The 18,156-nt window shown below is 68.6% G+C and carries 18 protein-coding genes; 6 read left to right on the plus strand and 12 right to left on the minus strand.

The window, feature by feature from the left end; translation table 11 throughout:
• Positions 1 to 45: 45 nt before the first annotated feature.
• Positions 46 to 771: an FAD-binding oxidoreductase gene (locus tag LYSHEL_RS06350; RefSeq protein WP_213437639.1), complete on the minus strand. Its 726-nt coding sequence runs from the start codon at positions 769 to 771 to the stop codon at positions 46 to 48.
• 145 nt (positions 772 to 916) lie between these two features.
• On the opposite strand from LYSHEL_RS06350, the gene LYSHEL_RS06355 reads away from it, so the two are divergent.
• Together LYSHEL_RS06355 and LYSHEL_RS06360 are read left to right on the plus strand one after the other, a co-directional pair.
• Positions 917 to 1,882, plus strand: coding sequence for an ABC transporter ATP-binding protein (locus tag LYSHEL_RS06355; RefSeq protein ID WP_213436823.1), 966 nt, complete (start codon positions 917 to 919; stop codon positions 1,880 to 1,882).
• Positions 1,883 to 1,917: 35 nt separating this feature from the next.
• On the plus strand, positions 1,918 to 2,712 hold the full coding sequence (locus tag LYSHEL_RS06360; RefSeq protein ID WP_213437641.1) for an ABC transporter permease: 795 nt from the start codon (positions 1,918 to 1,920) through the stop codon (positions 2,710 to 2,712).
• On the opposite strand, the gene LYSHEL_RS06365 is transcribed toward LYSHEL_RS06360, so the two are convergent.
• A complete protein-coding gene (locus LYSHEL_RS06365; RefSeq protein ID WP_213436825.1) occupies positions 2,709 to 3,497 on the minus strand; it encodes a TatD family hydrolase in 789 nt (262 codons plus the stop codon). The genes LYSHEL_RS06360 and LYSHEL_RS06365 overlap by 4 nt on opposite strands.
• Positions 3,498 to 3,536: 39 nt before the next feature.
• Between LYSHEL_RS06365 and hrpB the strand changes: the two genes are divergently transcribed.
• Both hrpB and LYSHEL_RS06375 read left to right on the plus strand, forming a co-directional pair.
• The gene (gene hrpB / locus LYSHEL_RS06370; protein WP_213436827.1) at positions 3,537 to 6,041 is read left to right on the plus strand and encodes an ATP-dependent helicase HrpB; all 2,505 of its coding nucleotides are present in this window, start codon (positions 3,537 to 3,539) and stop codon (positions 6,039 to 6,041) included.
• A gap of 92 nt (positions 6,042 to 6,133) precedes the next feature.
• Positions 6,134 to 6,538: a hypothetical protein gene (locus LYSHEL_RS06375; protein WP_213436829.1), complete on the plus strand. Its 405-nt coding sequence runs from the start codon at positions 6,134 to 6,136 to the stop codon at positions 6,536 to 6,538.
• 8 nt (positions 6,539 to 6,546) lie between these two features.
• On the opposite strand, the gene LYSHEL_RS06380 is transcribed toward LYSHEL_RS06375, so the two are convergent.
• The 4 genes from LYSHEL_RS06380 to LYSHEL_RS06395 form a co-directional block, all read right to left on the minus strand.
• A complete protein-coding gene (locus LYSHEL_RS06380; RefSeq protein ID WP_213436831.1) occupies positions 6,547 to 7,650 on the minus strand; it encodes a hybrid sensor histidine kinase/response regulator in 1,104 nt (367 codons plus the stop codon).
• A gap of 106 nt (positions 7,651 to 7,756) precedes the next feature.
• The gene (locus LYSHEL_RS06385) at positions 7,757 to 8,293 is read right to left on the minus strand and encodes a pseudouridine synthase (protein ID WP_213436833.1); all 537 of its coding nucleotides are present in this window, start codon (positions 8,291 to 8,293) and stop codon (positions 7,757 to 7,759) included.
• A gap of 19 nt (positions 8,294 to 8,312) precedes the next feature.
• Positions 8,313 to 9,227, minus strand: a complete 915-nt coding sequence (locus LYSHEL_RS06390) for a class I SAM-dependent methyltransferase (RefSeq protein WP_213436835.1) — start codon at positions 9,225 to 9,227, stop codon at positions 8,313 to 8,315.
• Positions 9,228 to 9,265: 38 nt separating this feature from the next.
• Positions 9,266 to 10,153, minus strand: coding sequence for a LysR substrate-binding domain-containing protein (locus tag LYSHEL_RS06395; protein ID WP_213436837.1), 888 nt, complete (start codon positions 10,151 to 10,153; stop codon positions 9,266 to 9,268).
• Positions 10,154 to 10,268: 115 nt separating this feature from the next.
• On the opposite strand from LYSHEL_RS06395, the gene LYSHEL_RS06400 reads away from it, so the two are divergent.
• Positions 10,269 to 10,628 carry a hypothetical protein gene (locus tag LYSHEL_RS06400; RefSeq protein ID WP_213436838.1) on the plus strand — a complete coding sequence of 120 codons (360 nt, stop codon included), beginning with the start codon at positions 10,269 to 10,271 and terminating at the stop codon, positions 10,626 to 10,628.
• An 88-nt stretch (positions 10,629 to 10,716) separates the two neighbouring features.
• On the opposite strand, the gene LYSHEL_RS06405 is transcribed toward LYSHEL_RS06400, so the two are convergent.
• From LYSHEL_RS06405 to queF, 4 genes are all read right to left on the minus strand, one after another.
• Positions 10,717 to 12,948: an NADP-dependent isocitrate dehydrogenase gene (locus LYSHEL_RS06405; protein WP_213436840.1), complete on the minus strand. Its 2,232-nt coding sequence runs from the start codon at positions 12,946 to 12,948 to the stop codon at positions 10,717 to 10,719.
• 110 nt (positions 12,949 to 13,058) lie between these two features.
• Positions 13,059 to 13,580 carry a hypothetical protein gene (locus LYSHEL_RS06410; protein WP_213436842.1) on the minus strand — a complete coding sequence of 174 codons (522 nt, stop codon included), beginning with the start codon at positions 13,578 to 13,580 and terminating at the stop codon, positions 13,059 to 13,061.
• A gap of 35 nt (positions 13,581 to 13,615) precedes the next feature.
• A complete protein-coding gene (locus tag LYSHEL_RS06415) occupies positions 13,616 to 13,951 on the minus strand; it encodes a LysM peptidoglycan-binding domain-containing protein (RefSeq protein ID WP_213436843.1) in 336 nt (111 codons plus the stop codon).
• 88 nt (positions 13,952 to 14,039) lie between these two features.
• Complete coding sequence (gene queF, locus LYSHEL_RS06420) at positions 14,040 to 14,855, minus strand: NADPH-dependent 7-cyano-7-deazaguanine reductase QueF (RefSeq protein WP_213436845.1); 816 nt, start codon at positions 14,853 to 14,855, stop codon at positions 14,040 to 14,042.
• Between the two features lie 100 nt (positions 14,856 to 14,955).
• Here queF and LYSHEL_RS06425 point away from each other — a divergent pair, with 100 nt between their 5' ends.
• Positions 14,956 to 16,284 carry an APC family permease gene (locus tag LYSHEL_RS06425; protein WP_213436847.1) on the plus strand — a complete coding sequence of 443 codons (1,329 nt, stop codon included), beginning with the start codon at positions 14,956 to 14,958 and terminating at the stop codon, positions 16,282 to 16,284.
• Between the two features lie 45 nt (positions 16,285 to 16,329).
• On the opposite strand, the gene zapE is transcribed toward LYSHEL_RS06425, so the two are convergent.
• Both zapE and LYSHEL_RS06435 read right to left on the minus strand, forming a co-directional pair.
• Positions 16,330 to 17,430: a cell division protein ZapE gene (gene zapE / locus LYSHEL_RS06430; protein ID WP_213436849.1), complete on the minus strand. Its 1,101-nt coding sequence runs from the start codon at positions 17,428 to 17,430 to the stop codon at positions 16,330 to 16,332.
• On the minus strand, positions 17,427 to 18,101 hold the full coding sequence (locus tag LYSHEL_RS06435) for an alpha/beta hydrolase (RefSeq protein ID WP_213436851.1): 675 nt from the start codon (positions 18,099 to 18,101) through the stop codon (positions 17,427 to 17,429). Before LYSHEL_RS06435 ends, zapE begins: the two co-directional genes overlap by 4 nt.
• Positions 18,102 to 18,156: the final 55 nt, after the last annotated feature.

Raw genomic sequence — 18,156 nt, forward strand, 5'->3', positions numbered from 1 at the left:
GCATGACAGGACGCTGCGCGGCGCGGAACGTGACCGACGAGGGAGCTACTTGCTGCTGACGTACTTCTCGCGGCGCACCTGCGGCACCGGCAGGCCGAAGCCCTTCAGCGTCTCGAAGCAGGCATCCACCATGTTGGGGTTGCCGCACAGGTAGGCGATGTCGGTGTCGGCGTGCGGTGCGAATTCCTCCAGGAACTGCTGCACGTACCCATGGCGCACGTCGGCATGCGCCTGCGCCGAACCCGGCGCCGGCAGTTCGCGCGAGAAACACGGCACGAAGCGGAAGTGCTCGCCGTGCTTGTCGGCGAAGGCGCGGAATTCGTCGCCGTACAACAGCTCCACCGGCGTGCGCGCACCGAACAGCAACACCACCTTGATGCCGCGCTCCACGATCAGCCGCTCCAGCTGCGGCAGCATCGCGCGGTACGGCGTGACGCCGGTGCCCGTGCCGATCAGGAGGTAACGCTGGTTGGTGTCGGCCGGCATCAGGCAGAAGCGCCCGTAGGGGCCGCTCGCGTCGATCAGGCCGTGCTCGGGCAGGCCTTCGAACAGGGCCGTGGCCGCGCCGCCCGCCACGTAGCTGACCGCGATCTCCACCGCCTCGCCCGGGCCCAGCGCGTGGTCGTGGATGGTGGCCAGCGAGTAGCTGCGCTTGGTGGCCGTGCCGTCGGCGTAATGGAAGTGCACCTGCACGAACTGGCCGGGGATGAAATCCAGGGGCTGCCCGTCGTCGCGCTGGAAGGTCAGGTGCGCAACCGTCGGCGCCAGCATGCGGCGCGCGACGAGCTTGAGCGGAAAGTGCGTGATGGCCAAGGTGTCGGGGGTCGTCAGTGCAACGGAGCGTTGGCGCCGGGGCCGCCGCGGGGCCGCCTATACTACCGGCTTCGCCGCGCAGGCTGCGGCCGAAGGCCTTTCCATGCCCCCCGACGCAAACGCCAAGACCCATGCGCTCGACAGCGCGCCCGCACTGCGCGTGTCCGACCTCCGCAAGACCTACGACAACGGCGTGCAGGCCCTGAAGGGCGTGTCGCTGGACGTGCGTCCCGGCGACTTCTTCGCCCTGCTCGGCCCCAATGGCGCCGGCAAGAGCACCCTGATCGGCATCGTCAGCTCGCTCGTGAACAAGAGCGCCGGGCAGGTCGAGGTGTTCGGCACGGACATCGCCCGCCACCGGTCGGAGGCCATGCGCCTGCTCGGCCTGGTGCCGCAGGAAATCAACTTCAACCTGTTCGAGAAGCCCTTCGACATCCTCGTCAACTACGCGGGCTTCTACGGCATCCCGCGCGAGGAAGCGATGGCGCGCGCCGAAGTGGAACTCAAGCGCGGGCACCTCTGGGAAAAGGCGCAGGTGATGTCGCGCACGCTGTCGGGCGGCATGAAGCGCCGGCTGATGATCGCGCGCGCCATGATGACCGCGCCGCGCCTGCTCATCCTCGACGAGCCCACCGCCGGCGTGGACATCGAAATCCGCCGCGGCATGTGGCGCACGCTGCGCGAGATCAACGCGGCCGGCACCACGATCATCCTCACCACGCATTACCTGGAGGAAGCCGAGAGCCTCTGCAAGAACCTGGCGATCATCGACAAGGGCACCATCGTGGCGCAGGGCACGATGAAGGCGCTGCTGGCCAAGCTCGACATCGAAGGCTTCCTGTTCGACATCGACGGCCAGCTGCCGGCAGCGTTGCCGGAAATCCCCGGCGCCACGCTGTCCGCCGCGGACGACCACACGCTCGACCTCGAAATGCCGCGCGCCATGGACCTCAACGGCGTGTTCACCCGACTGGATGCCGCCGGCATCCGCGTGCGTTCGATGCGCACCAAGTCCAACCGTCTCGAAGAATTGTTCGTCCGCCTCACGGGGCAGGAGCAGGCCCAGTGAACGACATCCCCTCGAAGGACGTGCAAGCCAAGGGCATGATCGCGCCCGTCCCCGCCACGCCCGCGCGCCGCAACTGGGTGGCGCTGGGCACCATCGTGCGCCGCGAAGTCACGCGCATCCTGCGCATCTGGGCGCAGACGCTGGTGCCGCCCGCGATCACGATGACGCTGTACTTCCTGATCTTCGGCGGGCTGATCGGCTCGCGCGTGGGACAGATGGACGGCATCAGCTACATGGCCTTCATCGTGCCGGGCCTGGTGATGATGAGCGTCATCCAGAACAGCTACGGCAACATTTCCTCGTCGTTCTTCGGCGCCAAGTTCGGCCGGCACGTGGAGGAACTGCTCGTCAGCCCGATGCCCAACCACGTGATCCTCGGCGGCTACGTCGCCGGCGCCGTGCTGCGCGGGTTGATGGTCGGCGTGATCGTGCTGCTGATCTCGATGTTCTTCACGCCGGTGCGCATGCCGCATCCGCTCGTCACGCTGACCACCGTGATCCTGGGCGCCACGATCTTTTCGCTCGCCGGGTTCGTCAACGCGGTGTACGCGAAGAAGTTCGACGACATCGCCATCGTCCCCACCTTCATCCTCACCCCGCTCACGTACCTGGGCGGCGTGTTCTATTCGGTGAAGCTGCTGCCGGGCTGGGCGGAAACGCTTACCCACCTCAACCCGATCTTCTACATGGTCAATGCGTTCCGCTACGGCCTGCTCGGCGTGAGCGACGTGCCGTTGTGGGTCGCGTATTCGTTGATGCTGGGCTTCGTGGCCGCGTTGTCCGCGATCGGCCTGTGGCTGCTGAAGCGCGGCGTCGGGCTGCGCAGCTAACCGGGCAAGCGGAAGAACGCCGTCGCGGCCGCGCTCGTCGCCGCCGCCACGGTCTCGACGGGCTCGCCGCGATCGCGCGCGAGCTCCTCCACGATGTGCGCCAGGTACATCGGTTCGTTGCGGCGATGCGACGGCTGCGGTCGCACGGTGCGCGGCAGCAGGTAGGGCGCATCGGTTTCGATCATCAGGCGGTTGGCCGGGATGTGCTTCACCAGTTCGCGCAGGTGCAGGCCGCGGCGTTCGTCGCACAGCCACCCGGTGATGCCCACGTACCAGTCCTGGTCGAGGTAATCGAACAGTTCCTTGCGCGTCCCCGTGAAGCAATGCACGACGGCCGGCCCGAGGCGCCCGTCGAAGTTGCGCATCGCGGCCATGAAGTCGTCGTGCGCATCGCGCTGGTGCAGGAAGAGCGGCTTGCCGGTGTCCGCGCCGATCTGCAATTGCATCTCGAATGCGCGACGTTGCGCCGGCCGCGGCGAGAAATCGCGGAAGTAATCCAGCCCGCACTCGCCGACGGCGACCACTTCCGGCAACGCCTGCAACGCGCGCATCTCCGCGTCGCATTCGGCGGTGTACTCGGTGGCGTGGTGCGGATGCACGCCGGCGGTGGCGAACAATTCGCCGGGGTGCTGGCGCGCCAGGTTCGCGGCCTGCGGCGAGTGCGCGCGGCTGGCGCCGGTCACGATCATCCGCCGCACGCCCGCATCGCGCGCGCGTTGCAGCACGGCGTCGCGGTCGTGGTCGAAGCTGTCGTGGGTGAGGTTGGCGCCGATGTCGATGAGCATGGGGCGCAAGTCTACCGGCCACCCCCGTAGACTTCGCGCGTGCGCAGCCCCGACTTCCCCATCGCCGCCCTGTTGCCGGAGCTCCGCGCGAGCCTGGCCGCACATCCGCGCCTGGTCCTGGAAGCGCCGCCCGGCGCCGGCAAGACCACGCAGGTGCCGCTGGCGCTGCTGGATGCGCCGTGGCTCGCCGGCCGCAAGATCGTGATGCTGGAACCGCGCCGCGTCGCCGCGCGCGCCGCCGCCGGGTTCATGGCGAAGCAACTCGGCGAAGCGCCCGGCGACACGGTGGGGTATCGCATCCGGTTCGAAAGCCGCATCTCTGCGCGCACGCGCGTCGAAGTGGTCACCGAAGGCATCCTCACGCGCATGCTGCAGGACGACCCGATGCTCGACGGCGTCGGCGCCCTGCTCTTCGACGAATTCCACGAACGCCATCTCGCCGGCGACCTCGGCCTCGCGCTCGCGCTCGACGTGCAGGCCGGCCTGCGCGAAGACCTGCGCATCGTCGTGATGTCGGCGACGCTGGATGGCGAACGCCTCGCGCGGTTCCTCGACGCGCCGCGCTTGTCGAGTGCAGGGCGCAGCTATCCGGTGGAGGTCGCCCACTTCCCCGCGCGGCGCGACGAAGCGCTGGTGCCGCAGGCGCGCCGCGCCGTCGAACAGGCGGTGGCGACGCATCCCGGCGATGTCCTCGTGTTCCTGCCGGGCCAACGCGAGATCGCGCAGGTCGACGCCGCGCTCGCCGGCAGCGACGCATTGCGAGACATCGATGTGCTCGCGCTGCACGGCGAACTCCCCGTCGAACAGCAATCGCGCGTGCTGCAACCCGCCACCGACGGCAAGCGCCGCGTGGTACTCGCGACCAATGTCGCCGAGAGCAGCGTGACCTTGCCGGGCGTGCGCGTGGTGATCGACAGCGGCCTGGCGCGTGAGCCGCGCTACGACCCGAATTCCGGATTCGCACGCCTGGACATCGTGACGATCGCGCAAGCCTCCGCGGACCAGCGCGCAGGTCGCGCGGGTCGCGTCGCCGACGGCTGGGCGCTGCGGCTGTGGCCGCAATCGCAACGTCTCGAACCGCAGCGTCGTCCCGAAATCGCGCAGGTCGAACTCGCGTCGCTCGCGCTCGAACTCGCGGCGTGGGGCAGCGCCGACCTGCGCTTCGTCGATGCGCCGCCGCCCGGCGCCCTCGCCGCCGCCCGCGACCTGCTGCGTCGCCTCGGCGCACTCGATGGCGAATCGATCACGCCGCTCGGCCGCCGCATGCTCGCGCTCGGCACGCACCCGCGCTTGTCCGCGATGCTGCTCGCACCGCGCGATGCACAGGAACGCGCCCTCGCCTGCGACCTCGCCGCGCTCGTCGAAGCGCGCGATCCCTTGCGTTCGCGCAGCGACGCGATCGCCGAACGCTGGCGCGCCCTCGCCGCCTTCCGCGCCGGCCACGCCACCGACGGCAACCGCGGCGCGCTCGCTGCGATCGATGCCGCCGCGAAACAATGGCGGCGTCGCCTGCACGTCGATGCAACGCCACCGCGCGAAGTCGATGCGCACCGCCTCGGCGATCTGCTGGCGCACGCCTTCCCCGATCGCATTGCGCACCAGCACGCCACGCAGCCGCGTCGCTACCAGCTCGCGAACGGCCGCATGGCCACGTTGTTCGACGACAGCGCGCTCTTCGGCGAACCCTGGCTCGTTGCGAGCGAATTGCGCTTCGACGCGAAGGACGCCTTGCTGCTGCGCGGCGCGCCGGTGGACGAAACGCGCCTGCAACGCGATTTCCCCGAACGCTTCGTCGAACGCGGCACCGTGCGCTGGGACGCCGATCGCCGCGCCCTCGTCGCGCAACGCGAACGCCGCTTCGACAACATCGTCCTCGATGCGCGCCCGGCCGGCCGCGTGGATCCCGCGCAAGCCGCGCGCGCCCTGACCGATGCCGTGCGCGAACTCGGCCTCGACGCACTCCCCTGGAGCGAATCCCTCGAACAATGGCGTGCCCGCGTGCGCTGCCTGCGCGCATGGCTGCCGGACGATGCGGACGCATTCCCCGATCTGTCGGACGATGCATTGCTCGCCACGCTCGACGACTGGCTGCTGCCCGCCTTCGCCGGCAAGACGCGCCTCGACGCGCTCGACGAATCCGCGCTCGCCGACGCGCTGCATTCGAAAGCCGACTGGAACCTCCGCCGCCGCATCGAAGCGCTCGCGCCGACGCGCATCGTCGTTCCGTCCGGCATGGAACGCCGCATCGAGTACGCCTTCGATGCGCACGAAGGCGCGCGTCCGCCGGTGCTCGCCGTGAAACTGCAGGAACTGTTCGGCCTGGCCGACACGCCGCGCATCGTCGATGGCCGCGTACCGCTCACCTTGCACCTGCTCTCGCCGGGCGGCCGTCCGTTGCAGGTCACGCAGGACCTGCGCGGGTTCTGGGACCGCACGTATCCCGACGTGCGCAAGGAAATGAAAGGCCGCTACCCGCGCCATCCCTGGCCGGACGATCCGTGGTCGGCCACCGCGACGCACCGCGCCAAACCGCGCGGCACCTGAATGCGAAAACGCGGTCGGCCGCGCCGATCACATGCGCTCAACGCCGCCTTGCCGAGACTGCGGCCCAATCGCCAGGCACCAGGAGTTCCGCCATGAACAAGCAGCTGATCGCATTGCCCGAACGCGCCGTCGAAATGGCCGGCAAGTGGGGCGGCGAATTGCTCGACCTGGGTTCGCAGATCAGTTCGCGCGGCGAGAAGTGGCTCGAAACCGGCGCCAAGCTCGGCGCCCTGCGCGCGGGCACCAAGGCTGCGACGAAGGTCGTGCGGCGCTATCCCATCGTCACCGTGGCCACCGTCGCCGGCGCCGGACTGCTGTGGTATCTCGCGCGCCGCAAGGCGAAGCAGGCCGAGAACGGCGATGGCCGCGCGGCGATCGAAGGCAGCTCGCGTCGCGTGGATGCGCGTCGCAGCAATGGCGCCAAGCGCGCCACGCGCACGACGACCGCACGCAAGACCACGCGCGCGCGCAGCACGCCGGCCACCGACGAAAGCTGATTCGTTCTTTAGGTGGCGATCGCGGGCAGTTCGATCACGAACGCCGCGCCGCCACCTTCGCGATCCTCGTACCAGAGGTCGCCGCCCGCATTGACGATGATCTGCCGCGCGAGCGACAGGCCCAGTCCGCTGGACAGGCCGTCCTCGCGCCCGCTCAGGCGCATGAACGGCTTGAACAGGTCGGAGCGTTTTTCGCCCGGCACGCCGTTGCCGCGGTCGAGCACGCGCAACTGCCAGTAGGCGCCGTTGCCGGAACGCACTTCGAGCGTGAGTTCGCCGCCATCGGCCGCGTACTTCATCGCATTGGTGATCAGGTTTTCCGACACCTGGCGCAGCACGCGCCGGTCGATCGCCACGGTGCCGCACGCCTCGGGCACCTGCGCATGCAGGCGCATGCCGCGGCTTTCGAGCTGCAGTTCGTAACGATGCGACAACCACTCCAGCGTTTCGCGCAGGTCGGCCGGATGCGATTGCGCTTCGCCGCTTTCGGCTTGCGCGATGCGTTCCTGGCCTTCGAGGTAACGGCGGATGTAACCGATCGCGTCGTGCGCGCTGTCGTGGATCATCTGCAGGTAGCGCGGGATGCGCTCGGGCTTGCAGCCGTTCTGCATCAGGATGTCGCTGGCGAACAACACGCTGCTCAACGGATTCTTGAGGTCGTGCGCGACCAGGTTCACCAGCTCCTGGCGTTCGCGCGCCACGCGTTCGAGGCGATCGCGCGCCTGCTTCAGCGCGACGTGCGTGCCGACGCGCGCCAGCAGTTCTTCCGGGATGAAGGGCTTGGTGACGTAATCCACCGCGCCGCTGTCGAAGGCACGCAGCAGCAGCTCGCGATCCTGCGCGGCGGTGAGGAAGATCACCGGCATGTCCTGGAATTGCGGCAGGCGGCGCAGCTCGCGCAGCAGTTCGAAACCGTCCATGCCGGGCATCAGCATGTCGAGCAGGACGAGGTCGGGGGTATGCGCGATCGCGAGTTCGAGCGCTTCGGGGCCCGTCAGCGCAGGCACGACGTCGTGCCCGTTGCGCGAGAGCAACGTGCTGACGACGCGCAGGTTCGCTGGTTGGTCGTCGACCACCAGGATCCTGCCCGAACCTTGTAGCGACTCAGCCATTCGTTTCCTGTGTATCAGGCAACGAGATCCATCTCGTTGCAAAACCTGAACGGGCCGCGCAAGTTATCAGAAACCTCCCACAGCCGCCCCCGGGCGGCTGAACCATTCAGACGATCTCGCGCCAAAAGCCGGGCCCGATCCCCTCGAGCCGATGCGGGCCGACGGCGACCCGTACCAGACGCAACGTGGGAAGACCCACGGCAGCGGTCATCCGCCGCACCTGCCGGTTGCGGCCCTCGGTGATCGTGATCGACAGCCAGGCGTCGGGCACCGATTTGCGGAACCGCACCGGCGGGTCGCGCGGCCACAGGTCGGGCGCATCGATCGCTTCCACCAGGGCCGGACGCGTGGGCCCATCGTTGAGCAGCACGCCCGCGCGCAACCGCTCGACCTGCGCGTCAGATGGCACGCCTTCCACCTGCACCCAATAGGTCTTCGGCTGTTTGTGGCGCGGATCGCTGAGCCGGTGTGCGAGCGGACCGTCGTCGGTCAGCAGCAGCAAGCCCTCCGAATCCGCATCGAGCCGGCCCGCGGCATAGACGCCCGCGGGCAGGCCGAACCCCGCGAGCGTCGGCCGTGGCGGGCGGCTGCGGTCGGTGAACTGCGACAGCACCCCGTACGGCTTGTTGAACGCCACGAGCATCGACGCGGGGCGTCTCGCCTCAGGCGGCGGGCTTGCGGAAGCGCAGCGTCATGCGATCGCTTTCGCCGATCGCCTTGTACTTCGCGTCGTCCGCCTTGTCGTGCTGGTTGGTCGGCGGCAAGGTCCACACCCCGTTCGGGTGATCCTTGGTGTCCTTCGCGTTGGCGTTCACTTCGCTCTGGTCTTCGAGCACGAAGCCCGCGGCCTTGGCGTAACCGGTCACCAACTCCTCGGTGAGGTAGCCGGTCTTGATCTGCGTGGCCAGGTCCGTGCCCGCCTTCGCGCGATGGTCGACGAAGCCCAGCGTGCCGCCCGGCTTGAGCACGGCGAAGAACGCATTGAAGTAATCCTGCGCGTTGCCGTCCTCCACCCAGTTGTGCGCGTTGCGGAACGTCAGCACGACGTCGGCCGAGCCCGCCGGCCCGAAGTTCGGGTGCTTCGCATCGAACTTGCGCAGCTCCGCCTTGCCGTACAACGCCCCGTTGCCCGCGACCTTCTCGCGCAACTGCTTGTTGAGGTTGTAGCGGTACTGCGGCTGCCCGGTGATCGCGTCGTCCCACACCGCGGCAACGTAGTGGCCGTTGTCGCGGAGGTAGGGCGCGAGGATCTCCGTGTACCAGCCGCCGCCGGGCGTGATCTCGATGACGGTCTGGTTCGCGTTGACCATGAAGAACGACAGCGTTTCCTTCGGATGGCGATACACGTCGCGCGCGGCCCACGCCGGCGTGCGCCAGCTGCCCGCGATCGATTCGTCGAGCGCTGCGCCCGTGGCGTTGGTGACCATCGAAGAGGACGCGCTCGACGATGCGGCGCCGCCGTCCGCCGATGCGCTCGCCGAAGCGGAAGCACCGTCGTGCGTGGACGCGCACGCGGCCAGCAGGGATGCGACGAAGCAGGACAGCAGGGGACGTGCGGACAACGTCGGGCGTGCCATGGGGTCGGCTCCTCGGAAAGGAGCGACAGGGTAGCGCGTCAGCTTTGGGCGTCCGTGTAGACCCGCGCCTGTTCCAGCAACCAGGCGCGGAACGCGGCCAGGCCGGCGTGCCCGCGCGAGCGGGGCGGGGCGACCAGGTAATGCGCGAAGTCGGCTTTGAGCTTCTCGTCGAACAGCAGGCACAGGCGGTTCGAATCGATCAGCGGCCAGGCCAGCGTGAGCCGGCCCAGCACGATGCCCATGCCTTCCACCGCCGCGCGGTGCAGCGTTTCGGAATCGTCGAAGTTGGCCACGTAGCGCTTGGGTGCCTTGCCGCCGAAGCGCGTGAACCAATCGCTCCAGCGCCCGCCGGGTGCGCCGAGCAGCGGGAAGTCGCCGAGCGTTTCCAGCGTGGGCCGGCCCAGGCGTTCGATCAGCGCGGGGCTCGCGATCGGCGTGAGCCAGTCGTCGAACAGGTGCACGGCTTCCAGTCCGGGCCAATGCCCGGGGCCGTAGCGCAGGCCCGCGTCCACGTCGGTGTCGCGTTCGAAGTCGACGACGTTGATCGTCGACTGCAGGTGGATCTCCAACTGCGGATGCGCGGCGAGGAAGGTCGGCAATCGCGGCACGAGCCAGCTCGTCGCGAACGAGGGCATCAGCGTCACCGTCAGCACGTCGTCGCGACGCATGCCGAAGGGACGCAGCGCGTGTTCGATCGCATCGAGGTGATCGGCGACGCGGTCGAACAGGCGCTGCCCGTCGGCGGTGAGTTCCACCCCGCGCGGCTGCCGCACGAACAGGCGTTGGCCGAGGCGTTCCTCGAGCCCTTTGATCTGGTGGCTGAGCGCGCTGATGGTCAGGTGCATCGACTCGGCCGCCCGCGACAGGTTGCCGAGGCGCGCGGTGGCGACGAACCCTTGCAGGGCATGCAGCGGCGGACGGTTCATTGGAGGCGAGCCTTGAATGGAATCGAAAGGTCCCTTGCCGAACTTGCGATTTTCAGGGCGAAAGGATGCGCCTATCTTCGATCCCACTCAAGCAATGTCCCCCAGGGAGACCGCCATGAACGTGCAGACGCAACGCCTCTTCAAGGACCTGTTGTTCCTCCATGGCCACGTCGCCGACCCCCGGCTCGGCGCCACGCTGGCGGACGACACGGAGCAAGCCGCCACGGACCAGGCCGCGACAACGCCGGGCATCCCCGAGGAGTCCCACATGAACCTGTTCAAGAGCTTCTGGCTGCTCGGCGGCCTGGCGTCCATCGATCCTCGCGTCGAGGACGAAGAGACCGGCTTCAACCCGAGCTACGGCAACCGCATCGCGTCCGAACGCACCTTCGGCAAGCCGCGCATCGAACCCAAGCGCGAAGCCGCCGTGCGCAAGCCGGTCGTGTCGAACGACCAGCGGGTCGCGCATTGCTGAAAGCAGGGACCGGGGACCGGGGACCAGGGACCAGGGAAGAGCGCACTTGCTCTCTGGTCCCCGGTCCCTGGTCCCCGGTCCCGAGTTGTTACTTCCCGAGCGAAGCCAACGCAGCGTTCAACGTCGCACTCGGCCGCATCGCCGTCGCCAGCTTCTGCATGTCCGGCCGGTAATACCCGCCGATGTCGACCGGCGAGCCCTGCACCGCCGCCAGCTCGCCGACGATCTTCTGTTCGTTCTCCGCCAGCGTCTTCGCCAGCGGCGCGAACAGCGCCTTCAGGCCCGCATCGTCGTCCTGTGCCGCCAACGCCTGCGCCCAGTACATCGCGAGGTAGAAGTGGCTGCCGCGATTGTCGAGGCCGCCGATCTTGCGCGACGGCGAACGATCGCTTTCCAGGAACTGCGCATTGGCCGCATCCAGCGCATCGGCCAGCACCTGCGCGCGCTTGTCGCCGTACTTCTCGGCGAGGTGTTCCAGCGACGCGGCCAGCGCGAGGAATTCGCCGAGCGAATCCCAGCGCAGGTAATTCTCCGCCGTGAACTGCTGCACGTGCTTCGGCGCCGAACCGCCCGCGCCGGTTTCGAACAAGCCACCGCCTGCCATCAGCGGCACGACCGACAGCATCTTCGCGCTGGTGCCCAGTTCCATGATCGGGAACAGGTCGGTGAGGTAATCGCGCAACACGTTGCCGGTGACGGAGATCGTGTCTTCGCCCTTCCGGATGCGCGCGAGCGAGAACAGCATCGCCTCCACCGGCGGCAGGATGCGCAGATCCAGGCCATTGGTGTCGTGGTCCCTCAGGTACGCGTTGACCTTCGCGATCACCTGCGCGTCGTGCGCGCGCTTTTCGTCCAGCCAGAACACCGCCGGCGTGTGGCTCAGGCGCGCGCGCGAAACGGCGAGCTTCACCCAGTCGCGGATCGGCGCGTCCTTGGTCTGGCACATGCGCCAGATGTCGCCGGCTTCCACCGCGTGTTCGAACACCACCTTGCCCGCGTCGTCGACCACGCGCACGGTGCCGTCGGCGTCGAGGTGGAACGTCTTGTCGTGCGAACCGTATTCCTCGGCCTTCTGCGCCATCAGCCCGACGTTGGGCACGCTGCCCATCGTCGCGGGATCGAACGCGCCGTGCGCCTTGCAGTCGTCGATCACCGCCTGGTAGATGCCGGCATAGCAGCGATCGGGGATGACGGCCTTGGTGTCCTGCAGCTCGCCCTTCGCGTTCCACATGCGGCCGGAGTCGCGGATCATCGCGGGCATCGAGGCATCGACGATCACGTCGCTCGGCACGTGCAGGTTGGTGATGCCCTTGTCGGAATTCACCATCGCCAGGCCCGGGCGCTGCGCGTATTCGGCGGCGATGTCGGCTTCGATGGCCTTGCGCAGGTCTTCCGGCAACGAGGGCAGGCGCGCGTACAGATCGCCGATGCCGTTGTTGGGATCGAAACCCGCCTGCACCAGCGCATCTTCGTGGCGCGCCAGCACGTCGCGGTAGAACCGCTCGACGACCACGCCGAACATGATCGGGTCGGAGACCTTCATCATCGTGGCCTTCAGGTGCAGCGAGAACAGCACGCCCTGCGCCTTCGCGTCCTCGATCTGCGCATCGACGAAGCGCGCGAGCGCCTTGGCGCGCATCACCGCGCCGTCGACGATCTCGCCGGCCTGCACCTTCACCTTGTCCTTGAGCACCTTCGTGCTGCCGTCGGCGCCGACGAATTCGATGCGCAGGGCGCCGGCGTTGGCGATCGTGGCCGACCGCTCGCTGCCGTAGAAATCGCCTTCGTCCATGTGCGCGACGTGCGACTTGGAATCGCTGGCCCACTTGCCCATGCGATGCGGATGCTTGCGCGCGTACTGCTTGACCGACAGCGGTGCGCGGCGATCGGAGTTGCCTTCGCGCAGCACGGGGTTCACCGCGCTGCCCTTGGTGCGGTCGTAGCGCGCCTTGATGTCGGCCTGCGCGTCGTCCTTCGGTTCTTCCGGATAGTCCGGCAGCTTGAAGCCCTGCTGCTGCAACTCGCGGATCGCGGCCTTGAGCTGCGGCACCGAGGCGCTGATGTTCGGCAGCTTGATGATGTTGGCTTCCGGCGTGGTGGCGAGCGTGCCGAGTTCGGCGAGGTCGTCGTTCACGCGCTGCGAGGCGTCGAGCACTTCGGGGAAGAGCGCGAGGATGCGCGCGGCGAGCGAGATGTCGCGCGTTTCCACGGCGATGCCGGCGGTGCCGGCGAACGCAGCGACGATGGGCAGCAGCGACTGCGTCGCCAGGAACGGCGCCTCGTCGGTGAGCGTGTAGAGGATCTTCGGGGACTTCGACATGGGGTCGCTCGCTGCTGGGGGCGCTGGGCCGACCATTTTCAGGGTTTGTCGCGCATGAAAAAAGGCGCGGCCGCAAAGCCGCGCCTTTCCGGGGCCCAGGGGGCGGCCGCTTACTTCACTTCGAACTCGCGGGCCTGGACCATGTTGCCGTCGAGCATGATCTCGACCTTGTACTTGCCGGCCGGCCAGGGCTGCTTGTTCTCGATCTGGAAGTCGTAGACCTGCGCGCCGTGGAACTGGATGTCGCGCGACTCTTCGTTGACCACCTGGTTGCTGTCCTGGTGGCTCCACTTCGCCGCGAGCTTGCCCGGGACGGTGGCCATGGCATCGGTGGTGGACGTGCTGACGGCCGCGATGATCTTGTCCTTCGTCGAGAAGGTGGCGGTGGGCGCCGTGATCTTCATGTCCGGACCGGCGGCATTGCCGAGCTCCACGCCGGACACGCCGACGGCCGAGGTGGTCGGCACCGGCGAGGCCACGGTGGCCGGCATCGCCGGCGGCGGGGTGGCGATGGTGGTCGACGCCGGCGGCGTCATCGTCTCGGCTTCCTTCTTCTTGCAGCCCGCCAGGGCGAGCGTGCCGAGCAGGGCGACGAGCACGGCCTGCGCGAGCGGGGATCGGATGGATTGCATGGGGAGATTCCTTTGGAGTGGGAAGCGGGAGGACGTCAGGCGGCGCGCGTCGGGTCGATGTCGCCATCGCCGTCGGCGTCGATCGCCGGGATCTTCAGGACCTGGCCGGGCTGGATGCGGTCGGGATCGTCGAGGACATCGCGGTTGGCGTCGAAGATCGCGTGCCACTTGCTCGCGCGACCGTAGTGCGCCTTGGCGATGTGCGAGAGCGTGTCGCCCTTGACGACGGTGTAGCTGGTGGCTTCGGGCGTGAGTCCTTCACCGCTGACGGTGCCTTTGACCTGGCTGAAGTCCGGTTTTTCCGGGACTTCGCCCGACGTGCTCCGCACCGTTCCCTTGACCTGGGAAAAGTCGGGTTTGTCGTTGCTCATGGGATTGCTCCGGCCCGGCGGGGGCCGGGCGCAGCGCAGGGGACCACGCGCCCCGTTAAATCCGCATCGTCGCCGGCTGTGCCGTGCGTTATTGCCGCAGTGCGCGGACGGCCGGTGGCGGCGACAGGCCCGGCGTGCCGCGCCACGGGTTGATGTCCAGCCCGCCGCGCCGCGTGTAGCGCGCTTCCACCGACACGCGCTCGGCACGACAGCGCGCGAGCACGTCGATGAAGATGCGCTCCACGCACTGTTCGTGGAATTCGGCGTGGTCGCGGAAACTGACGAGGTAGCGCAGCAGCCCCGCCGGATCGATGCGCGGGCCCAGCGTGTCGATGCGCACTTCGGCCCAGTCGGGCTGGCCGGTCACGGGGCAGTTGGATTTCAGCAAGGCCGAGCGGAACGATTGCGCGACCGTCGCGCCATCGGAGACCAGATGGATCGGATTCGGCGGGCCGTAGTCGTCGATCGAGATCGGTTGCAGGTCCAGGTCGATCACGTCGGCGTCGTCGGCCGCCATCGGCGGCAGGCCGAAGCGCACGTCGAACGGCGCGCCCGCGGCGTGCGACAGGTCGGCGGCGATGCGCGCGCGCACGTCTTCCGGCCGTTCGAAACGCGAGGCGTTGAAGGAGTTGAGATACAGCTTCAGCGACTTGGACTCGACCAGGTTCGGCGAGTCGGCGGACACGCTGAAGGTCGCCACCTCCGCCACCGGCTTGCCGCGCGCATCCAGCCACGACAACTCGTACGCATGCCAGCGATCGATGCCCGTGAACGGCAGCGGCGCATCCGGCGCGAGCGACAGCGCCGTGCGCCCGACGGTGCGCGCGAAGGGAAACAGCAGGCCCGGATCGTAGTAGCGCGGGTAATCGACGGCGCGGCCGAGGGGGAGTTCATGCGTGGTCATGGCGCGGATTCTAAGGGGCGCGCGGGTGACGGGGCCGGAAGGGGACTCGCCTTCGCGTCGCGAGCATGCGACGCTCGGCCGATCCACGGGGAGCCATGCAATGACCGATCGCACGCCTGCCGCCGCCGCGCTGCAAGGGGACGCCGCGCTGATCCGCGCCGTCGGGACCTTCGCGCTGACGGCCGCCGTCATCAACGTCATCGTGGGCGGCGGCATCTTCCGCATGCCCGCCGCCTTGTCCTCGCAGATGGGATCGGCTGCGCCGCTCGCGCTGATCGTGGGCGCGATCGCGATCATCCCGATCGCGTTGTGCTTCTCCGCGGTGGGCAGCCGCGTGCTCGCCACCGGCGGCCCCTACAGCTATCTCACCGCGACGTTCGGCCAGTTCGCCGGCTTCATCGGCGGCGCGCTGATGTGGATCAGCAACATCACCTCGAGCGCGGGCGTGGCCGCGGCGCTGTCGGACCAGGTCGCGCGGCTGGTGCCGGCGTTCGCCGATCCGGTGTTGCGCGCATTGCTGATCACGGGCGTGTACGCAGCGTTGTTCTCGCTCAATGCGTTCGGCGTGAAGCTGGGCGCGCGCGCGATCGTTGCGCTCGCCGCGTTGAAGCTCACGCCGTTGTTCCTGCTGGTCGCGCTGGGCGTGTGGTTCGTCGACTGGAGCCAGGTGAGCTTCGCGATCGGCGACGTGCCGTCGTTCGGTGCGCTCGGTGCGTCGATGGCACTGGTGATGTTCGCGTACTCCGGCATGGAAACCGCGCTCGTGCCGTCCGGCGAATTGCGCGATCCCTCGCGCAACGTACCGCGCGCCACCGTCGTGGCGATCCTGCTCGTCGTGCTGCTGTACCTCGGCCTGCAGATCGTGGGGCAGGGCGTGCTGGGCGCGAACCTCGGCACGAGCAAGGTGCCGGTGGCGGATGTCGCCGGAGCGCTGTGGGCGCCGGGCCACGTGCTGCTGCTGATCACCGCGTGCATTTCGATGACCGGTTTCATGATGGGCAACCTGCTCGGCACGTCGCGGCTGGTGTTCGCGCTCGGGCGCGATGGCTATCTGCCGCGCGCATTCGGTCGCGTGACCAAGGTGCATCGCGTGCCGATGCTCGCGCTCATCGCGCATGCCACGCCGGCGTGGTTGCTCGCGATCGCGGGCAGCTTCGACACGCTGGCGCTGATTTCCGGTGGCGCGATCTGCCTGGTGTACGGGCTGGTGAGCCTGGCGGCGTGGCGCGCGCAGCGCCTGGATTTGCGCGAACGCGGCGATGCGCCGTTCGTGCTGCCGGGCGGGCCGCTGATTCCGGCGTTCGGGTTCGCGATCATGGTCGCGATCGTGTTCACGCTGAAGCGCGACGAGTTCGCGGCGATCGTGATCGCGCTGGCGGTGCTGCTTGCGGTCTATGCGGGCCTGCACTGGATGCGGCGCCGCGCGTAACGCATGTCTCCTCCCCTGCGGGGGAGGCCGGGAGGGGGCCGCGCCTCAGGCGCGGTGCTCGAGCGCCAGGTAATCGGCGGACTGCATTTCGATCAGGCGTGATGCGGTGCGCTCGAATGCGGCCGCGAGCCGATCGCTCTTGTACAGCGCAACCGGCGCGGCATCGGCGGTGCACACCAGGTTGACGTGGTGGTCGTACAGCTCGTCGACCAGGTGCACGAACCGGCGCGCCGCATCGTCGCGCGTGCCATCGAACACCGGGATCCCGCCCAGCAGCACCGTGTGGCATTCCGCGGCGAGTTCGATGTAATCCGCCGTCCCGCGCGGCCCTTCGCACAACGCGGCGAAATCGAACCACGCCATGCCTTCGGCGCGCGCGCGTGCCGGGATCTCGCGGCCTTCGACGATGAAGGGCCCGTCCTCGCGCGGACAGCCATGGCTCAACGCATCCCAGCGCGACTGTAGCCAGGCATCGGATTCACCATCGAGCGGTGCGCGATAGACCGGGGATTGCGTGAGCGCGCGCAGGCGGTAATCGAGCGGACTGTCGAGGTGCACGACGGCGCAGCGCTGCTCGATCAATGCGATCGCCGGCAGGAAGCGCGCGCGTTGCAGGCCGTCCTTGTAGAGCTCGCCGGGCGCGGCGTTCGAACTTGTCACCAGCACCACGCCTTCGGCGAACAGGCGATCGAGCAGGCGCCCGAGCAGCATCGCGTCGCCGATGTCGCTGACGAAGAATTCGTCGAGCACCAGCACGCGCAGCGTTTCGCGCCATTCCTTCGCGATCGCCGCGAGCGGATCGCGCTGGCCGGCATGCGCGCGCAGGCGCTCGTGCACTTCGCGCATGAAGCGGTGGAAGTGCGTGCGGCGTTTTTCGGCGATGGGCAGGCCGTCGTAGAACAGGTCGATCAGGAACGTCTTGCCTCGGCCCACGCCGCCCCAGAGGTACAGGCCGCGCGGGGCCTCGGGCGCGTCGTTGCCGAAAAGGCGCGAGAACAAGCCATTGCGCGCGGGAGACGATTGCGACACCGCCGCATGCAGGCGATCCAGTTCGCGCAACGCGGCATGCTGCGCCACATCGTCCTGCCAGTCCCCGCGCGCGACACCGGCGGCGTAGGCCGCCGACGGCAGCACTCCGTCGCTCATGCCGCCGGCAACCAGGGCCGCACGCCGCTCTTGATCGCGCCGCGCAGGTCCATGAGCTTGCGGTGGAAGAAGTGGCTGGTGTCGGGCATCAGCACGAGTTCGGGCGCCGGCGACAACGCTTCGGCCCACGCCTTCACCGCCTGCGCGTCGACGATTTCATCCGCTTCGCCCTGGATCACGAGCCAAGGGCAGTGGGGATGCGGGATGTCGCTGAAGTCCCAGCTGCGGCCCACGGGGGGCGCGATGGACAGCAACAGGCCAGGCTGGAGTTCGGCCGCGACCTTGTACGACACGTAGGCGCCGAAGCTGAAACCGGCGAGCCAAAGTTGCGCGCCGGGCTTGCGCGCGCGCGCCCAGGCCACGACTGCGCGCAGGTCGTCGGCTTCGCCCACGCCTTCGTCGAACGTGCCCGCCGAGTTGCCCACGCCGCGGAAGTTGAAGCGCACCGTCGTCGCGCCGCACTCGCGCAGCGCGCGCGCGGCCATCGTGACGACCTTGTTGTGCATCGTCCCGCCCTCGGTGGGCAGGGGATGGCAGACCACCGCGATGATGTCGGCGGGCGTGGATTCGGGTTCCGGATCGTCGATCGCCAGTTCGAGCACGCCGGCCGGGCCGTCGATGCGTTCGGACTCGTCGGCGGGGGCGATACCGGGGGGCGTGGAGGCGTTCATGCGGGGAATGATGCACGAGCGGCCGTTGGCGGCGTGCAGTGGTGGCGGAAACGAA

The sequence above is a fragment of the Lysobacter helvus genome (assembly GCF_018406645.1).
Classification (GTDB): domain Bacteria; phylum Pseudomonadota; class Gammaproteobacteria; order Xanthomonadales; family Xanthomonadaceae; genus Noviluteimonas; species Noviluteimonas caseinilytica.

Coding starts and splice junctions, on each gene's coding strand:
- LYSHEL_RS06385 (WP_213436833.1), bottom strand. CDS start 8,293: ATGCTCGTGGCGTTCAACAAGCCGTACGGGGTGCTGTCGCAGTTCACC.
- LYSHEL_RS06355 (WP_213436823.1), top strand. CDS start 917: ATGCCCCCCGACGCAAACGCCAAGACCCATGCGCTCGACAGCGCGCCC.
- LYSHEL_RS06405 (WP_213436840.1), bottom strand. CDS start 12,948: ATGTCGAAGTCCCCGAAGATCCTCTACACGCTCACCGACGAGGCGCCG.
- LYSHEL_RS06415 (WP_213436843.1), bottom strand. CDS start 13,951: ATGAGCAACGACAAACCCGACTTTTCCCAGGTCAAGGGAACGGTGCGG.
- queF (WP_213436845.1), bottom strand. CDS start 14,855: ATGACCACGCATGAACTCCCCCTCGGCCGCGCCGTCGATTACCCGCGC.
- LYSHEL_RS06410 (WP_213436842.1), bottom strand. CDS start 13,580: ATGCAATCCATCCGATCCCCGCTCGCGCAGGCCGTGCTCGTCGCCCTG.
- LYSHEL_RS06375 (WP_213436829.1), top strand. CDS start 6,134: ATGAACAAGCAGCTGATCGCATTGCCCGAACGCGCCGTCGAAATGGCC.
- LYSHEL_RS06365 (WP_213436825.1), bottom strand. CDS start 3,497: ATGCTCATCGACATCGGCGCCAACCTCACCCACGACAGCTTCGACCAC.
- LYSHEL_RS06425 (WP_213436847.1), top strand. CDS start 14,956: ATGACCGATCGCACGCCTGCCGCCGCCGCGCTGCAAGGGGACGCCGCG.
- LYSHEL_RS06435 (WP_213436851.1), bottom strand. CDS start 18,101: ATGAACGCCTCCACGCCCCCCGGTATCGCCCCCGCCGACGAGTCCGAA.
- zapE (WP_213436849.1), bottom strand. CDS start 17,430: ATGAGCGACGGAGTGCTGCCGTCGGCGGCCTACGCCGCCGGTGTCGCG.
- LYSHEL_RS06350 (WP_213437639.1), bottom strand. CDS start 771: ATGCTGGCGCCGACGGTTGCGCACCTGACCTTCCAGCGCGACGACGGG.
- LYSHEL_RS06380 (WP_213436831.1), bottom strand. CDS start 7,650: ATGGCTGAGTCGCTACAAGGTTCGGGCAGGATCCTGGTGGTCGACGAC.
- LYSHEL_RS06390 (WP_213436835.1), bottom strand. CDS start 9,227: ATGGCACGCCCGACGTTGTCCGCACGTCCCCTGCTGTCCTGCTTCGTC.
- LYSHEL_RS06400 (WP_213436838.1), top strand. CDS start 10,269: ATGAACGTGCAGACGCAACGCCTCTTCAAGGACCTGTTGTTCCTCCAT.
- LYSHEL_RS06360 (WP_213437641.1), top strand. CDS start 1,918: ATGATCGCGCCCGTCCCCGCCACGCCCGCGCGCCGCAACTGGGTGGCG.
- LYSHEL_RS06395 (WP_213436837.1), bottom strand. CDS start 10,153: ATGAACCGTCCGCCGCTGCATGCCCTGCAAGGGTTCGTCGCCACCGCG.